Genomic DNA, 16,466 nt, shown 5'->3' on the forward strand with positions numbered 1-16,466 from the left:
GGGCAAATCCGTCCACCTCTCGGCATAGGTATAGAGTACGTTGCGAAGACGATGAAGGATCACACCGATAGACATACGCGAAGGACAGGGAGGATAGCGGCATGGACATCTTCAAGCGGCTCGCCGAGTACCGGACTGCTAGCGAGAGGTTGACGTGGACGGGAACATTTCGCGATTACATCGAACTGCTGAGAGAAGACCCCGTGCCCGCGATGACCGCGCATTCCAGGGTATACGACATGATCGTCTCCCACGGTGTGGAAGAGCAGAACGGCGTCAAGAAGTATCAATTTTTCGAGAACGACATTTACGGACTCGACCGTACGCTCGAACGGCTCGTCGAAGAATACTTTCACTCCGCGGCCAGAAGGCTCGACGTCCGCAAGCGGATCCTGCTGCTCATGGGACCAGTGAGCGGGGGCAAGTCCACGATCGTGACGCTGCTGAAAAGGGGACTGGAGCAATATTCCCGCACGCACCGGGGTGCAGTATACGCGCTGCAGGGCTGCCCGATGCACGAGGAGCCGCTGCATCTCGTACCGAACGAGCTTCGCCCCGACTTCGAGAAGGAATTGAACGTGCGCATCGAAGGCAATCTCTGCCCGTCGTGCTCGCTTAGGCTGCGAAGCGAATACGGCGGCGACATCGAGCGCTTCCAGGTCGAGCGCGTGTTCCTGTCCGAAGATACGCGCACCGGCATCGGCACGTTCAGCCCGTCCGATCCCAAGTCGCAGGACATCGCGGATCTGACGGGCAGCATCGACTTTTCGACCATTACCGAATACGGCTCCGAGTCCGACCCCCGCGCCTACCGGTTCGACGGCGAGCTCAACAAAGCCAATCGCGGTCTCATGGAATTCCAGGAAATGCTCAAATGCGACGAGAAATTCCTGTGGAACCTGCTGTCTCTCACCCAGGAGGGCAACTTCAAAGCCGGCCGGTTCGCGCTCATCAGCGCGGACGAACTCATCGTGGCGCATACGAACGAATCCGAGTACAAGACGTTTATCGCGAACAAGAAAAACGAGGCGCTGCAGTCGCGGATGATCGTCATGCCGGTGCCGTACAACCTGCGCGTGACCGACGAGGAGAAGATTTACTCCAAGCTGATCGGCCAGTCGGACATGAACCATATCCATATCGCCCCGCACGCGCTGCGGGCCGCCGCCATTTTCAGCATCCTGACGCGGCTCAAGGAATCCAAGAAGCAGGGCATGGACTTGGTCAAAAAAATGCGGCTGTACGACGGCGAGGAAGTCGAGGGCTTCAAGGACGCCGATCTCAAGGAGATGCAGAACGAGTTCACCGACGAGGGCATGTCCGGCATCGACCCGCGTTATGTCATCAACCGCATCTCCAGCGCCCTGATTAAGCAGGACCAGGAGTACATCAACGCCCTCGACGTGCTGCGCGCGCTCAAGGACGGGCTCGACCAGCATCCTTCGATCACCAAGGAGGAGCGCGAGCGGTATCTCGGCTTCATCTCCGTCGCGCGCAAGGAGTACGACGCGCTCGCGAAGAAAGAAGTGCAGAAAGCGTTCGTCTATTCGTTCGAGGAGTCGGCGCGCACCTTGTTCGAGAACTATCTCGACAATATCGAAGCGTACTGCAACTGGCAGAAGATCAAGGACCCGTTGACCGGCGAGTCGATGGATCCCGACGAGCGCCTCATGCGCTCCATCGAGGAGCAGATCGGCATCTCCGAGAATGCCAAGAAGGCGTTCCGCGAGGAGATTCTGATCCGTATCTCCGCCTATTCGCGCAAGGGCCGCAAGTTCGACTACAGCACGCACGAGCGCCTGCGCGAGGCGATCGAGAAGAAGCTGTTCACCGATCTCAAGGATATCGTCAAGATCACCACCTCGACCAAAACGCCGGACGAGAACCAGCTCAAGCGCATCAACGAGGTCATCAACCGCCTCGTCGAAGAGCACGGCTACACCACCGCCAGCGCCAACGAGCTGCTGCGCTACGTGGGCAGCCTGCTCAATCGCTGAGCGCACGCGCTCCGAACCGCATGCGCACCAAGCCTCTTCTCGCGCGCCGAACCGCACAGCCATTGTGCGGTTTTTTGCTGTTCGCGCCGCCTGCCGCCAACTCGCTGCTCGGGAATAGCGCAAAAAATGCGCTATTCTCGCCCGCGCAAAACAGTCGCGCCGCCCGCCGCTAACTCACTGCCCGGGAATAGCGCAAAAATGCGCTATTCTCGCGTGCCCGAAGCCGCCGCGCCGTCCGCCGCCAACTCGCCGCTCGGGAATAGCGCAAAAATGCGCTATTCTCGCGTGCCTGACACCGCCGCGCCGCCCGCCGCCAACTTGCCGCTCTGGAATAGCGCAAAAATGCGCTATTCTCGCATGCCTGACACCGCCGCGCCGCCCGCCGCCAACTCGCCGCTCGGGAATAGCGCAAAAATGCGCTATTCTCGCCCGCGCAAAACAGTCGCGCCGCTCGCCGCCAACTTGCCGCTCTGGAATAGCGCAAAAATGCGCTATTCTCGCATGCCCGACACCGCCGCGCCGCCCGCCGCCAACTCGCCGTTCGGGAATAGCGCAAAAATGCGCTATTCTCGCGTGCCTGACCCCGCCGCGCCGCCCGGTGCAGGGCGTCAAAAAAAGTGAAAAGGAATACGGTCGCGGTTCAACGTATATCTACGGACTTTTTGGTGCTCGGCGTTTACGGGCGAGATGAATTGTTTGGCGGCTAGCAATCGAATGTACTTGTGAGCGGTATTTTTGCTGATGCCTATGACGGCAGCAACCTGCGATGGTCCGAAAAAACCGGTGATTTTGGATACGCAGGCCAATATCCTTTGTTCGGTCGGGCTGAGTTGGTTAAAGGTCTCCATGTGAGCGCCGCCCGCACTCCCTAACAACTGCTGCAGCAGCTGCTGACATTGCCGCGGTTTGTCGCGGAGCATGAGATAAGGGAAGCGAAGCAGGAGCCAGCGATCGAGCATGAGGTAGTTCTGGCGCATGAGCTCGTCTTCGAAGTCGGCGGAGGAGATGTGCAGGCGATGCGGGCCGCGACCGTCGAGCTCGATGGCGATGCGGAGTCCGTTGGTGAGATAAACGAAGTCGATGTAGCGATAGCCGTCTTTATAATCGACGATCTCGTACTCGGGGATAAGTCCGGACAGCGAACGGAAGGCTGGCCACCATACGAACCGAAGAAAATACAGCGAAGCGTGCGACAATCCGCCTGCGAGCCTGGCGCGACCGCGATCCGAAGCCTTCCTGCGAACCCGGCGCCACCAAGCCGCAAACGCCGCCTCGAAGGCGTGCTGACTCTGCGGATCGGCGAGTTCTCCTGCGATTGCGATCGAACGAAGCGGTTGCAGCATGTCGTGCAGCGTACTTAACCGGCGCGTAGATGCTTTTTCCAAGTTCATTCCCTCCCGAAATAGAAAAAGCCGCCCGAGCCGCGAATTCGTAAATTCGCTGCACGGACGGCGTGTGCTTCACACCTCTTCCCATCCAATTTACGGGAAAACCTCAAATCGCGCAACCCATTGACTTCCATTAGAGCCTAAGGCAGACTATATGAACATCCGACAAAAGAGGTTAATCTCATCATGCCATTATTCCGGAATTGGCTTCAAATCATGATGCTCGCGCTCCCGTCGCTGTTCGCGTTCGCCACGCAGACGGTGACCGGTACCGTGAACCTGATCATGGTCGGGCATCTGGGCATCGTCGTCATCGCCGTCGTAGGCGTTTCCAACATCATCATGTACAATGTGTTCGCGCTATTCTCGGGCATCGGGCATACGGTCAATTATCTCGTCGCGCAAAATTACGGGGCGGGGGAGATGCGCAAGGGGATCGCGCGGACTTATCTGGCGTTGATCGCCAGCGTCGTCATCGCCGTTCTCATCGTGCTGGCCGGCTGGCTGGGCAGCGAGGGCGTGCTCGCGCTCACCGGCGGTTCCGACAATGTCGTGCGGACCGGTGCCGACTATCTCGAACTGCGGTTCTACGCGATGGCGTTCGGCATCGTCAGCTTCGTGTTCCACGGTTTCTTCCGCGGCGTCGGCAATACCCGCGTCTCGATGATCGTCGCGATCGTCTCCAACCTGATCATGATCGGCTTGACCTACGGCTTCGTCAACGGCGCCTTAGGCCTGCCCGAGCTCGGGGTCAAGGGCGCCGGCTACGCGATCCTCATCGGCGAGGCGATCCAGCTCGCGCTGTGCCTGATCGTCTTCTACGGACCGATGCACCGCAAGTTCAATACGCGTACCCTCCCGAAGCCGGATTGGCGCGAGCTGCGTCTCGTTGCGCAAGAGAGCGGCAAGCTGGGACTGATGGAGTTCTCGATGAGCGTGTCGATGTACATCTTCACGATGTTCGTCGCGAGGCTCGGGGACGCGGCGCTCGCGGCCAACGAGGTAGCGCTGAACATTATGTCGTTCGGCTTCATGCCGGCGTTCGCCTTCGGATCGACGGCGACGATCCTGGTCGGGCAGGAGATCGGGCGAGGCAAGCCGCTGCGAGCGCGGCGAGCCGGCACGGATACGGCGGTGCTCGGGAGCCTATTCATCTTGCTGCTCGGGACGGCGGAGCTCGTCTGGGCGGCCCCGATCGCGCGGATGTTCAGCGACGATCCGCTCGTCTACGAGACGGCCGCGCGCTTGATTCAAGTGTCGGCTTACCTGCAGATTTTCGACGCGCTGTACAACTTCTACGCGGGCGGGCTGCGCGGGATCGGGGATACGACCTTCCTCATGCGCGCGTCGCTGGCGCTCAGCTTCCTGCTGTTCGTGCCGCTGACGTTCTTGTTCGTCCAGGTGGCGGACTGGGGCAGCATGGGGGCTTGGCTCGCGCTGTATACGTTCCTGACGGTGCTCGGCTTGACCGTGGCTATCCGCTATTACCGGACCGACTGGCATGCGGTCCGCCTGAAGGAAGCGCACGGCTAGATCGGCGCACGATCGCAAAAAAAAGCACCGTCCAGGCGAATCGCTCGCGCTGGAAACGGTGCTTTTTATTTATCCGTTGATGACGGTGCCGCCGTTGACGTGCAGCACTTGGCCCGTCACGTACGAGGAGTCCTCGCACGCGAGGTAGACGTAGGCCGGCGCGAGTTCGTCAGGCTGGCCGGGCCGCTTCATCGGGCTGTCGGCGCCGAACTTCGCCACCTTCTGCTCGTCGAAGGTCGAGGGAATGAGCGGCGTCCAGATCGGTCCCGGAGCGACGGCGTTGACGCGGATGCCCTTGTCCACGACGTTGCCCGAGAGGGAGCGGGTGAAGGCGACGATCGCGCCCTTGGTCGAGCTGTAGTCAAGCAGCTCCGGGCTGCCCCGGTAGGCGGTGATCGACGTCGTGTTAATGATCGCTGCGCCCTTTTTCAGATGCGGCATCGCCGCCTGTGTCAGATAGAACATGCCGAAGACGTTCGTACGGAAAGTCTTCTCCAGCTGTTCGGGCGTGATGTCCTCGATCGTCTTCTGCGGATGCTGCTCGGCCGCGTTGTTGACCAGCACGTCGAGCTTGCCGAGCTGGGATACCGTCTCCTCGACGGACCGCTTGCAAAATTCGGGATCGCCCACGTCCCCGTCCAGGATGATGCACTTCCGGCCCTCCGCCTCCACCATGCGCTGCGTCTCGCGCGCGTCGGTATACTCGCTCAGATAGAGGATGGCGACGTCCGCGCCTTCCTTGGCGAACGTAACGGCGACGGACCGGCCGATGCCGCTGTCGCCGCCCGTGATGAGCGCGACCTTGCCCAGCAGCTTGCCGGCCGCCTTGTATGTCGGAGATTCGACCTCAGGGGCCGGATACATATCGCTCTGAATGCCGGGCTGCTGATCCTGATGCTGCGGCGGGAGATGGGACGGGCGCGTCGGCGTCTCGGTCGGGCTGCTCGTTTGGTTGTTTGGCGTCATGGCGTATCACTCCTTGATATGGTGTCTAGGAGTAAGTTAAACCAAACGCCGGCGTTCTACGCACGATCCTCCGAATTTGGGGCTGGCTTACAAATTTTTCCGCGTCGTCTTGCCGCCGTCGCAGGTATACAGCACCGGCTTGCCGTCCACGACCGACTCGAGGTGGACCGGCTTGCCCCAGAGTCTCGCCATGTAGGGAAGGGTGCGCTCGGTATACTTGGCGTCCAGCTCGACGCCTTCGTAGCGGTGGCTGATGTAAAGCTCGCCGCCCCGATGATAATCTCCGTCGGTCACGACCAGATACGGAAATCCCCCGTTCACCCTCGAATAGACGAGTTGATCCCGGACGTTTTCCCACTCTTTGTCCGTAATGGTCCAGTCCGCGCCTTTCTTTTCGAACACGTACAGGTCCAGATCCTCCGTCAGCTGCTTGGTCAGGTAATTGCGGATGAAGGAAGGGTCGGAGTCCAGCTCCCGCACCTCGAACATCGCCTCGCGGCCGAACCGCTTCTCGATATCCTCGAAGATCTTGAGCCCCAGATAATAAGGGTTGAGCGAGCTGCGTGACGGCTGGACGACCGAGGAATTGAGCTTGGCGTACTCGATCGTCTCCTCCGACGTGAGCGGCAGCTCCCGGATGATGCGCTGGTGCCAGAAGGTGGCCCAGCCTTCGTTCATGATCTTGGTCTCGATCTGCGGCCAGAAGTACAGCATCTCGTCGCGAAGCATGGACAGAATATCGCGCTGCCATTCCTCCATGAAGGGCGCGTACTCCTGGATGAACCACAGGATGTCCTTCTCCGGTTCGGGCGGGAACTTGCGCAGCTCCGGCTTGTGGTCCATCATACGCACGCGCTCGGCGCGCTCTTCGTCGTCCAGCAGCCAGATGTCGTCGTAAGCGGATGTCGGGCCGGTTTTCCGTCCGGCCTTCTGCTCCCGCTGCTGCATCTCCATGTACCGGCGCTTATCGAGTCCCTGAGGATGCACGATGCCCGGATCCACGTGTTCCTGAATGGCGAGCACCGCGTCGAGGAACCGTTCGACCTCCTCGCTGCCGTACTCGATCTCGTATTGACTGATACGCTCGGCCGTCGCCGCCATGCTCTCGACCATGTCGCGCTTGGAGGTGGAGAACCGGGCGTTGTTCTTGAAAAAATCGCAGTGCGCGAGCACGTGCGCCACGATCAGCTTGTTCTGGATGAGCGAGTTGCCGTCGAGCAGGAAGGCGTAGCAGGGGTTGGAGTTGATCACGAGCTCGTAAATCTTGCTGAGGCCGAGGTCGTATTGCAGCTTCATCTTATTGAAGGTCTTGCCGAAGCTCCAATGGCTGAACCGCGTGGGCATGCCGTAGGCTCCGAACGTATAGATGATGTCGGACGGGCAGATCTCGTAGCGCATCGGGTAGAAATCGAGGCCGAAGCCCTGGGCGATCTCGGTAATCTCGTCGATGGCGTGCTCCAGCTGTCGTTGATATTCGATATGGGACATGGGCGCGTACCCCCTCGTATTGGCATGCATGGATATTCCATGTATATGCGGGGAGGCGGCGCGGCTTGACAGATAGGATTCGTCAGCCGGAGCGGTCCATCGGTTCGCCTATCATGGAGGGGGCCGGGTTGACCCGGCGGACCGGATCTTCCTTGTCCACGACTGATCACCTCGGCATTTAGACAAGTGAATCGGCGATTCGGTTCACTCGTTCAAGGAAATAATCGGGATTTCTACGTAATTGCGTTAAACCGTTTGTCTTGCTAGACTAATAGATAGAATGTATGTTCGGGAGGACGTTGACATTGCCCGCATTCTTATTCGAACCCGCCAGATACCCGGAGCAGCCGGGCGTATACATCATGAAGAATAACGATGGCAGGATTCTGTACGTCGGCAAGTCCAAGTGCATCCGCGACCGGCTGCGCGCTTACTTCAACGGGGCGGACAAGCGCAGGCGCATCCCGGCCCTTACGTCGGAGATCGCCGAGATCGCCGTCATCGTCGTGAACAACGAGCATGAGAGCCTGATCCTCGAGAACAATCTCATCAAGATACATAAGCCTCCGTACAACCGGGCGCTTAAAAAAGACAACAGCGGCTACGCCTACCTGCAGCTGACCGAGGAGCCGCTGCCGAGGCTGATCGCGCATTACCGCGACCGGCGGGCGGTGCGGGACGGGGCCGCGGGGGCCCCGCTGCCGCGCGATCCGGGCGAAGCGTCCGCCGCGCGCGGCGAGCTTGCCCGCGCGGTCGCGGAGTCGGCCGCTGCCGCGCAGTCGCGACGGACAGCGGACCGGCCGCCGGACGCCGCGCCAGGCGAAGCGCGGGCCGCGGAGCGGTTCGGGCCTTTCGTGAGCAGCCGGTTCCGCGAGGCGGTCATCGCCTTCGTGACTGAGCACTACAAGCTCCGCACCTGCGTCACTTTGCCCAAGCGCGCCTGCCTCGAGTATCACCTGGGCAAGTGCAGCGGCGTATGCGCCGGCCATATCTCGCAGGAGGAATACCGGGAGACGGCGCGCGCGGCCGCCCGGCTGCTGTCGAGCGGAGGCGAGCGGCTGGTCGGCGCGATGTACCGCCAGATGGAGGAGTACGCGGAGCGGCTCGCCTTCGAGAAGGCGGAGCATATGCTGCGCCATATCCGGATCCTGGAGCGGACGCCCGAGCGGCAGATCGTGGACCGGGAAACCGAGGGGACGCAGGAGGCGGTGTTCTTCGGCGAGTCGGCCGTGTGCATCGCCCAGCTGCACGACGGGATGCTGCACCGCCTCGAATGCGTGCCTTGGTCCCGCGCGGAGGCGGACTGCGACCGTTTCCTGATGGAGCGGTACCGGACGCTGACGCGGCCGGACGAGATCATCGCCAGCGAGATCGGCGATGCCAAGCTGCTGCGCGCCGCGCTGCGCCGGCGCGGTCAGCCCGCGGTGCGGATCACCGTGCCGCGGCGCGGCGTGAAGCTGGATCTGCTCGGGTTGTGCCGCCGCAATCTCGAGGAGACGCAGCGGTCCCGAGCCTGAATCGCACGACGGTCCGCCGTTCGTGCGATTTGCATTTTTTTCGCATATAGGCTTACTTGCATGGGGCAAATGGTCATGTTACAACAGGTGGATAACGAAAAGGTACGATGCGGAGGAGAAGACACGTGTCTGAACAGACCGATGCACGGATCGGCGAGGCCGAGCGCCTCGCCGAGGTGATCAGGATCATTGACCGGAAGCTGCTGAAGGAGCTGTCCGTACAGGGTGAGCGAAGGGGCGACGTCGTCGGCATCCGCAAGGATTTCTGGGACGATCTGGCGATCAACTTCTCCGACGAGACGGAGCTCGGGGAGACGTGGAGCAGCATCGTGCAGCAAGCCGAGCTGCTGGTCGAGCGCGAGCGGAGCCACCGGGTGGCATCGGAGGCCGCCGAGCGTCTCGCTCGCCAGCACGACAATCCGTACTTTGCGCGCATCGACTTCGTCGAGCATCCGGCCGACGCGGGCGGGGGCGCGGCAGCGGGACAGTCGGGACTAGCCGCCAAGCCCGAAGTCATCTATATCGGCAGAGCGTCTCTCGTCGGCGACGACGGAGAGACGTTCTATATTTATGACTGGCGCGCCCCGGTATCGAGCCTGTTTTACGACCACGAACCGGGCCCCGCGGCCTACGATACGCCGGGCGGCGAGATCGCCGGCGAGCTCGCGCTCAAGCGGCAGTTCGTCATCCGCGGGGGCAAGATGAAGCATATGTTCGATACGGACGAGACGATCGGGGACGAGATCCTGCAGGCGGTGCTGTCCGAGAAGTCCGACACGTCGATGAAGAGCATCGTCGCGACGATCCAGAAGGAGCAGAACCGCATCATCCGGGACGAGCGTCACCGCCTCATCGTCGTGCAGGGCGCCGCCGGCAGCGGCAAGACGTCGGCCGCGCTGCAGCGCGTCGCGTACCTGCTGTATCGCTATCGCGACAGCCTGACGGCCGAACAGATCGTGCTGTTTTCGCCCAATCCGGTATTCAAGGGCTACATCTCCCGCGTCCTGCCGGACCTCGGCGAGGCCAACATGCGGCAGATGACGTTCCGCGAGCTGATCGAGGCCCGCCTCGGCAGGCGATTCGACGCGGAGGATCTGTTCGCGCAGACGGAGGACCTCGCGGCGACGGAAGGCTCGGCGGAGGGCGAGGCCAGGGCGCGCGCGGTCCGCTACAAGGGCTCCGAGCACTTTTTCGAGACGATCGCGGCTTATCTCGAACGGTTGAGGCGCGAGGGCGTCGTGTTCCGCCTGCTCCGCTTCAAGAGCGATACGATCGTGTCCGCCGAGGAGATGAGCCGCCAGTTCTACGGAGAGTATGGGGAGGACAGCTTCGGCGACCGGCTCGCCAAGCTCCGCAGGTGGTTGAACGAGCGGCTGACGGCATGGGTGGACAGCCAGATGGAGGAACCATGGGTCGAACAAGCCGCGGAGCTCATGGAGGAAGAGGATATTCAGCGCGCATACGTGCAGGTGAGGCGCAAGGGCGGATTCCGCGAGGACGCGTTCGACGACGAAGACAGGATGACGGAGGTGCTGCTGAGGCAGGCCGCCGAGCTCGCGATCGCGCCGCTGCGGCGTGCGGTCAAGGGCTTCCGCTTCATGGACGCGCCCGCTACGTATCGTCAGCTGTTCGTCAGCCGCACGCTGTTCACCGCCTGCTCGCCAGACGGCAAGCTGCCCGAGGGCTGGGACTGGATGGCGCAGCGCGTCGAGGACAAGTTCGGCCGCAAGGAGCTGGATCATGAGGACGCGACGCCGCTCCTCTATCTGATGGAGGCGCTCGAGGGCTTCCGCAAGGTGGAGAGCGAGGTGCGCCATCTGTTCGTCGACGAGGCGCAGGATTATTCGCCCTTCCAGGCGGCATTCCTGCGCAGGAGGTTCCCGCGCGCGCGGATGACGGTGCTGGGCGACTTCAACCAGGCGATCTACGCGCAGGCCGAGGATGCCGGCGGCTTCGGCGGCTGGACGCGGCTGGCCGATCCGTCCGATACGGCGGTATGGCGGCTCACGACGAGCTACCGGTCCACGCGGCCGATCGTCGAGCTGTCCAAGCGGATTCTGAAGCCCGAGGACGCGGCGGACATCCGCCCGTTCAGCCGCGAAGGGGAGACGCCGCAGCTGCTCCGCTGCAGGGATCGCGCGCATCTGGCCGATCTGGCGGCCGCCGACGTGATGGCGCTGCTCGCGGACGGCCATGCCACGATCGGCGTCATCGCGAAGACGGCGAAGGAAGCGGGCGACGCGGGTTCGCTGCTCAAGGAGCGGCTCGGGGAGGACGTGCCGGTGACGCTGGTCAGCGGCGGCTCGGCCAATCTGCCGAAGGGCGTGTCCGTATTGCCTTCTTATCTGTCCAAGGGCATCGAGTTCGACGCGGTGCTCGTCTGGGATGCATCGGCGGAGCGCTATGGACAGGAGCGGCACCGCAAGCTGCTGTACACCGTCAGCACGCGCGCGCTGCACGCGCTGCACGTCTATTATATTGGCGAGATATCGCCTTTCCTTGCCTGACGCCGGCGCGAGCCGATGCGGTTTGGCCGGGAAGGGCTTGGACGCTGGAGGGGCAGCCCGATCGCTGCACCGTTCAGCCTAGGAGGAGGAGCTTAGATGCGGGATACGATAGACAAGGACATCGACCGGACGATGGGAGAGGCGCGCAGCGTGCTGAAGCGCTTCTTCGGCTACGATGCGTTCCGCCGGGGCCAGGAGGAGCTGATCGAGGCAATCATGAGCGGCCGGGACGCGCTCGGCGTCATGCCGACCGGTGCGGGCAAGTCGATCTGCTACCAGGTTCCGGCGCTGCTGCTGCCCGGCGTGACGATCGTCGTATCGCCGCTGATCTCGCTCATGAAGGACCAGGTCGACGCCTTGAACGCGGCCGGCATCGAGGCGACGCTCATCAACAGCACGCTATCCGCGAAGGAGACCAACGATAGGCTGCGCGACATCTACTACGGACACTACAAGCTCGTTTACGTCGCGCCGGAGCGGCTCGAGTCGGAGCGGTTCCGCGGCATGCTGCGCCATATCAAGGTGCCGCTCGTCGCGGTCGACGAGGCGCACTGCGTCTCGCAATGGGGGCACGACTTCAGGCCTAGTTACATGGGGATCTCGCGGATGCTGCAGGATATCGAGCCGCGTCCGGTGATGGCCGCCTTCACCGCGACGGCGACAGACGTCGTGAAGGACGACATCGTCGAGCGGTTGAAGCTGGCGTCGCCCGCCCGCGTCACGACGGGCTATGCGCGCGAGAACTTGTCGCTGTCCGTCGTCAAAAACGCGGACAAGCGCGATTACCTCGTGCGTTACATCCGGGAGCGCGCAGGGCAGTCGGGCATCATCTATGCGGCGACGCGGCGGGAGGTCGAGGGGCTGTCCGGGTTCCTGTCGTCGCTCGGCTTGAATGCCGGCATGTATCATGCGGGTCTGCCGGAGGAGGAGCGCGCGCGGACGCAGGAGGCTTTTATCCGCGACGATATGCAGCTGATCGTAGCGACCAATGCGTTCGGGATGGGCATCGACAAGTCCAACGTTCGATACGTCGTGCACTTCAATATGCCGAAGAATTTGGAGGCGTATTACCAGGAAGCGGGACGCGCGGGACGGGACGGAGAGCCCGGCGAATGCGTGATGCTCTTCTCGGCGCAGGACGTCGTGACGCAGAAGTTTTTTATCGAGCGCAGCGAGGCCGACGACGAGCGCAAACGGAACGATTATCGGCTGCTGAACGATATGGTGGAATATGCGCATACGTCGGATTGCCTGCAGCGGGCGATCGTGCGGTACTTCGGCCAGGACGGGGGCGAGCCCTGCGGCAGGTGCAGCAGCTGCAACGACGAGCGCGAGCTGCGCGACGTGACGGAGCAGGCGAAGCTGGTGTTCGCCTGCGTCTCCGCGATGAAGCAGAGATTCGGCATCACGCTCACGGCGAAGGTGCTGCGCGGCGCGGGCGACGCCAAGGTGCGGCAGTTCGGCTTCGACAGCTTGCCTTGGTACGGCAGGCTCGGCAGCATGTCGGAGAAGGAAATCGTGCAGCTGATCCACGGCCTCGTCGCGGACGGCTATCTCAAGCTGACGGACAGCCAGTATCCGGTCGTGCAGCTGGCGGCCAAGGTGCGAGGCGTCATGAGCGAGGGCGAGCAGGTCCATCAGCGGATCGAGCCGCAGCAGAGCGGCGGAAGGTCGGGCGGGAGCGGCCGGTCGCGCTCCGGCGCCGGCGCGTCGGTCGTGCCGCCGGCGGACGCCGAGCTGTTCGAGCGGCTGCGCGAGGTCCGCAAGGCGCTCGCGACCCGCGAGGGCGTGCCGCCGTTCATCATCTTCGGCGACGCCACGCTGCGGGAGATGTGCGCGCTGCGGCCGACGTCGGAGCATGAGATGCGCCGGGTCAAGGGCGTCGGCGACGCCAAGCTGGAGAAGTACGGCGACGCGTTCGCCGAGGCGATCCGGGATTACGTCGAAGGCTGACGGGCCGTACGCCGATGTTATCGGTGACTGGACAATGCCCGCTATTCGCAAGCTGCAATCGTTTCAAACATACATGGATACGTCGTGAAGTACACGCCGCTTTCAAGCGCATTCCGGTCGGGAGACCGGAATGCGCTTGAAAGCGGCTTTTCTTTTTGCGGCGAAGATCGAAGGAGCGAGGATAACCGGATGTCGCCATTTGACGAGATGTACGAAGCTTGAAAATAGCGGAACTATGGTCCGCAGAGCCAAGTGATCCCCGCTTGGCTAGGATAGCTGCCCGCAGCGCTCACGGCCCGCGGTTCGTGCCGACCGAGAGCGCGCCGCACCGGTACATGACGGAACGGACGGCATCGGATTTGTCGGAAGGGCATTGGACGATGACGGTCACCTCCGGGGGAGAGGCAGCGCGCCCGGACCGGGCGCCGCCCCGGTGACGAAACCGGTGAATGCACCATCCCGTGCCGAACCCTGCCGCCGTGCCGATGAGCCCCCAGACGATCGGTCCCCATGCCAGGCCGAAGCCCGCGGCTACTCCGATCACGGCGAACGCCGTCGCCCAGCCGGCACCCATCTCGATCGCGTCGCTCTGCAGGGCCTCGGGCGCCGGCTGTCCGGACTGGTCCATCCCGACGGCCAGTATGTGCCTGCGATCGATGCCGCTTCGCTCGATGTCGGCCAGCGCGTGCTCGAGTTCGATCGTTTGGTAAAAGCATCCGATTAGCAGCATTCGTATCACCCCGATTCAGTAAATATCGCGATCTCGGTCCGGCCGTACGTTTTTTCCAAATACGCCCGCTGTTCCTCGCGGAACAATTTGTTCTGCTCGTTCGTTCCCCGATAGGCATGGTAGGCGGCGCCGCCAATGACCGAAGGCATGAACATCAGCCAATGCGCGGACAGCATCGCGGTGGATCGGGAGACGCTGCCGTACAGCAGTTCGAGGCAGGCGGACAGTGCATGGGAAGTCCAGATGAAGCTCCACCACAAGAACATCAAGTAGAAGGCCAGGCAAAAGCGATGGTTGAACAGCTGTCCCAGCCCGGGAAAAAGAATCGAGTAAAACAGCGCGGTCTGCGGTTTTTTTCGTTCGATGTACTGGACCTCGAGCGGATGGACCAACATGCGGCGAATCGGCTGCGGCTCGGTCCTGGACAAGGCACGCAGGCGACCTTGCGACTTCGAGGATCGGTAGCTGTCCCAGATCGCGAACAGATAAATGGCCGCGTACCCGAACGCCAGGTTCTCGTCGACCGCGGCGGTCGCGTCCGCGAAGCGTCCGCAGAAGGTATACACGATCGCTTCGTTCAGGCCGCTCAGCTTGTTGATCACGACTTCGGTGAGCGTGAGCAGCACGCCGCGCGCGTATTGGTTGAGGATAAAGTGCCCGAAGCCGGGAAAGGCCGCGCTCCACCAGGCGACCATCGCAGGCCGGGGGACCGATGTATAGGTTAGGCCGAGCAGGCTCATGCGAGTCATCGGATAACGACGTTGCGGAAGTGTGTTTGTCATGGACCTAGTTTGCAAATTATTACATTTATTATACATGCTTCAAGCTCAGAGTAGGAACCGGCCGGCTTGGATATACTTGGCACGTCGGCGTCGCATCGCTTGGAATCGCTTCGACACCCTGACTTCAGGCGGTGAAATATATACATGAGCGAGACGTCATCAAAGACTCCACCAGCCAAGCTGTCCGCCGATCTGGCCGACAATATCCGGCGAATCGGCGACAAGCTGGGCAACGCGGCGGATCTTCTCGTGAGCAAGCATTGTTCCCGAAGCGGCGTTCAATATGCCGTCTTTTGCATAGACGGATTGTCCGACCGGCTGATCATCCAGGAGCATCTGCTGGAGACCCTGATCGGCTCCGATACCGACTTGGCGAAGCTCCCCGTGCAGGAGATGAAAACGACCGACGACCTGGACGAGACGGTCATCGCGATTCTGTCCGGCGATTCGGCGGTACTGTCCGAAGGCAGCGCGAACGCCCGAATCGTCGGAACGAAGCACTGGAACTCCAGGTCCGTCGAGGAGCCTCAGACCGAGGCGCTCATTCGCGGACCGAGAGACGGGTTTACGGAGGACTTTCGGACGAACACCGCATTGATCCGCAGGCGGTTGCGCGATCCCAACCTGCGATTCGAGTCGTTCGAGCTGGGCAGGCGGTCGCGCACGGACGTATCCATCGTCTATGTCGAGGGGATCGTCAACGACGACCTGCTGCAGGAGGTCCGCAGAAGGATCCATACGATCGACGTGGACGACGTACCGGGATCGGGTTTCATCGAGCAATGGCTGTCGGACCACTTCTTATCGCCGTTTCCACAGATCATGAGCTCCGAGCGCCCGGACAAAGTGACTGCGGCGCTGCTTCAAGGCAAGGTCGCCATCGTCGTGGACAACACGCCCTTCCAGCTCATCATGCCGATGACGATCTTTTCATTTTTCCATTCGCCGGAGGACTATTACCAGAATTGGATCATCTCGACGATTATCCGCGTCATGAGGTTCGGTGCCGCTTTTCTGGCGACGTTCCTGCCGGCCTTCTATATCGCCCTGCTCGAATATCATCACGGCATGCTGCCCTCCGAGCTTGCGTTCTCGATTGCCGGCTCGCGGGAGGGCGTCCCGTTCCCCGCGGTCGTGGAGGCGTTCGCCATGGAGGCTACGCTCGAGCTGCTGCGGGAAGCGGGCGTCCGTCTGCCCAAGCCGATCGGGCAGACGATCGGCATCGTGGGCGGGCTCGTCATCGGGGAGGCGGCGGTAAGAGCCGGCATCGTCAGTCCGATCATGGTCATCGTCGTGGCGGTTACGGCGATTTCATCCTTTTCGCTGCCTTCATACACGTTCGCCATATCGCTGCGCATGCTGCGTTTCTTGATCATGATGGCCGCGGCCGTATTCGGACTATACGGCATCGTGCTATCTTACATCGTGCTGAACATCCATATCGCCAACCTGATGAGCTTCGGCATTCCATACGCGACGCCGCTCGCGCCGACGTTCGTGTCCGATTGGAAGGACCTCATCCTGCGCGCGCCGTTCAGGGTGCTGTCCGGCCGGCCCAAGATGATGCGTACCAAGGACAAGAATCGGATGAAAATCGATTAAAAG

12 protein-coding genes are annotated in these 16,466 nt (G+C 62.0%); 7 read left to right on the forward strand and 5 right to left on the reverse strand.

Annotation, left to right across the window (positions count from 1 at the left end; genetic code table 11):
- Positions 1 to 101 precede the first annotated feature (101 nt).
- Complete coding sequence (locus tag PQG80_RS06675) at positions 102 to 1,997, forward strand: PrkA family serine protein kinase (protein WP_271750451.1); 1,896 nt, start codon at positions 102 to 104, stop codon at positions 1,995 to 1,997.
- 198 nt (positions 1,998 to 2,195) lie between these two features.
- Positions 2,196 to 2,618: a hypothetical protein gene (locus PQG80_RS06680; protein ID WP_271750452.1), complete on the forward strand. Its 423-nt coding sequence runs from the start codon at positions 2,196 to 2,198 to the stop codon at positions 2,616 to 2,618.
- Here PQG80_RS06680 and PQG80_RS06685 read toward each other — a convergent pair.
- On the reverse strand, positions 2,606 to 3,382 hold the full coding sequence (locus PQG80_RS06685; RefSeq protein ID WP_271750453.1) for a DNA-binding response regulator: 777 nt from the start codon (positions 3,380 to 3,382) through the stop codon (positions 2,606 to 2,608). The genes PQG80_RS06680 and PQG80_RS06685 overlap by 13 nt on opposite strands.
- A gap of 189 nt (positions 3,383 to 3,571) precedes the next feature.
- Between PQG80_RS06685 and PQG80_RS06690 the strand changes: the two genes are divergently transcribed.
- Positions 3,572 to 4,918: an MATE family efflux transporter gene (locus PQG80_RS06690; protein WP_271750454.1), complete on the forward strand. Its 1,347-nt coding sequence runs from the start codon at positions 3,572 to 3,574 to the stop codon at positions 4,916 to 4,918.
- A 69-nt stretch (positions 4,919 to 4,987) separates the two neighbouring features.
- Here the strand turns inward: PQG80_RS06690 and PQG80_RS06695 are convergent, their stop codons facing one another.
- Positions 4,988 to 5,884 carry an SDR family oxidoreductase gene (locus PQG80_RS06695; RefSeq protein WP_271750455.1) on the reverse strand — a complete coding sequence of 299 codons (897 nt, stop codon included), beginning with the start codon at positions 5,882 to 5,884 and terminating at the stop codon, positions 4,988 to 4,990.
- 87 nt (positions 5,885 to 5,971) lie between these two features.
- Positions 5,972 to 7,372 carry a SpoVR family protein gene (locus PQG80_RS06700; protein WP_271750456.1) on the reverse strand — a complete coding sequence of 467 codons (1,401 nt, stop codon included), beginning with the start codon at positions 7,370 to 7,372 and terminating at the stop codon, positions 5,972 to 5,974.
- A 305-nt stretch (positions 7,373 to 7,677) separates the two neighbouring features.
- Between PQG80_RS06700 and PQG80_RS06705 the strand changes: the two genes are divergently transcribed.
- From PQG80_RS06705 to recQ, 3 genes are all read left to right on the forward strand, one after another.
- On the forward strand, positions 7,678 to 8,889 hold the full coding sequence (locus PQG80_RS06705; RefSeq protein ID WP_271750457.1) for a GIY-YIG nuclease family protein: 1,212 nt from the start codon (positions 7,678 to 7,680) through the stop codon (positions 8,887 to 8,889).
- A gap of 125 nt (positions 8,890 to 9,014) precedes the next feature.
- A complete protein-coding gene (helD, locus tag PQG80_RS06710) occupies positions 9,015 to 11,396 on the forward strand; it encodes an RNA polymerase recycling motor HelD (RefSeq protein ID WP_271750458.1) in 2,382 nt (793 codons plus the stop codon).
- Positions 11,397 to 11,492: 96 nt separating this feature from the next.
- On the forward strand, positions 11,493 to 13,349 hold the full coding sequence (recQ, locus tag PQG80_RS06715) for a DNA helicase RecQ (RefSeq protein WP_271750459.1): 1,857 nt from the start codon (positions 11,493 to 11,495) through the stop codon (positions 13,347 to 13,349).
- A gap of 289 nt (positions 13,350 to 13,638) precedes the next feature.
- On the opposite strand, the gene PQG80_RS06720 is transcribed toward recQ, so the two are convergent.
- Together PQG80_RS06720 and PQG80_RS06725 are read right to left on the reverse strand one after the other, a co-directional pair.
- Entirely contained in the window at positions 13,639 to 14,079 is a 441-nt protein-coding gene (locus PQG80_RS06720; RefSeq protein ID WP_271750460.1) for a hypothetical protein, read from the reverse strand.
- 5 nt (positions 14,080 to 14,084) lie between these two features.
- Complete coding sequence (locus PQG80_RS06725) at positions 14,085 to 14,819, reverse strand: hypothetical protein (protein WP_271750461.1); 735 nt, start codon at positions 14,817 to 14,819, stop codon at positions 14,085 to 14,087.
- Between the two features lie 186 nt (positions 14,820 to 15,005).
- Between PQG80_RS06725 and PQG80_RS06730 the strand changes: the two genes are divergently transcribed.
- Positions 15,006 to 16,463: a spore germination protein gene (locus PQG80_RS06730; protein ID WP_271750462.1), complete on the forward strand. Its 1,458-nt coding sequence runs from the start codon at positions 15,006 to 15,008 to the stop codon at positions 16,461 to 16,463.
- The last annotated feature ends 3 nt before the right edge of the window (positions 16,464 to 16,466 follow it).

This window comes from Cohnella rhizoplanae, assembly GCF_948329515.1.
Classification (GTDB): domain Bacteria; phylum Bacillota; class Bacilli; order Paenibacillales; family Paenibacillaceae; genus Cohnella; species Cohnella rhizoplanae.